Origin of the sequence: Comamonas sp. w2-DMI (assembly GCF_040187735.1) — a bacterium.
Lineage (GTDB): Bacteria > Pseudomonadota > Gammaproteobacteria > Burkholderiales > Burkholderiaceae_C > Comamonas > Comamonas terrae.
The window spans coordinates 1-1,065 of the sequence record NZ_JBANEL010000083.1 but is presented as its reverse complement, the minus strand read 5'-3'; the positions used below and the strand labels follow the sequence as shown (position 1 = coordinate 1,065).

General features: G+C 67.7%; 1 protein-coding gene. It reads left to right on the top strand.

The window, feature by feature from the left end:
* Window positions 1-1,062 (top strand): M20/M25/M40 family metallo-hydrolase (locus V8Z74_RS26180; RefSeq protein WP_349712316.1); only part of this gene is annotated, 1,062 nt, incomplete at its 5' end.
* Window positions 1,063-1,065: the final 3 nt, after the last annotated feature.

The window sequence follows — 1,065 nt, the reverse complement described above, 5'->3', positions numbered from 1 at the left end:
GTCAAGGCCTATGGCATGCAGTCCATCACCAACCTGATCGTGCGCCGCCAGTACGGCGACGGCGGCCGCACCATTGCCCTCAATGCCCACGGCGACGTGGTGCCCCCGGGCGAGGGCTGGACCAAGGACCCCTATGGCGCCGAGATCGAGGACGGCAAGCTCTATGGCCGCGCCGCCGCCGTGAGCAAGAGCGATTTCGCCAGCTTCACCTATGCCGTGCGCGCCCTGGAAGCCGTGGCCAGGCCCACCAAGGGCGCGGTGGAGCTGCACTACACCTACGACGAAGAGTTCGGCGGCCTCATGGGCCCGGGCTGGCTGCTGGAAAAGGGCCTGACCAAGCCCGACCTGATGATCGCGGCCGGCTTCAGCTATGAAGTGGTGACGGCCCACAACGGCTGCCTGCAGATGGAAATCACCGTGCACGGCAAGATGGCCCACGCCGCCGTGCCCCACACGGGCGTGGACGCGCTGCAGGCGGCCGTGGCGCTGATGAACGCGCTGTACGCCGAGAACGTCAAGTACCAGCAGGTCACCTCCAAGGTGCCCGGCATCAAGCATCCCTACCTGAACATCGGCCGCATCGACGGCGGCACCAACACCAACGTGGTGCCCGGCAAGGTGGTGCTCAAGATCGACCGCCGCATGATTCCCGAAGAGAATCCGGCCGAGGTCGAGGCCAGCATCCGCGCCGTGATCGCCCAGGCTATCGAAGGCTTCAATACCAAGGGCGGCTATACCGGCGAGGACGCCGTGCGCGTGGACATCAAGCGCCTGCTGCTGGCCAACGCCATGACGCCCCTGCCCGGCAACAAGCCGCTGGTGGACGCCATCCAGCAGCATGCCCAAGCCGTGTTCGGCGAAACGCCCCCGGCCGTGGGCACGCCGCTGTACACCGACGTGCGCCTGTACGTGGAGCGCGGCATTCCCGGCGTGATCTACGGCGCCGGCCCCCGCACGGTGCTGGAGTCGCACGCCAAGCGCTCCGACGAGCGCCTGGTGCTGGAGGATCTGCGCCGCGCCACCAAGGTGATCGCGCGTTCGCTGGTGGACCTGACGGCCTGACAG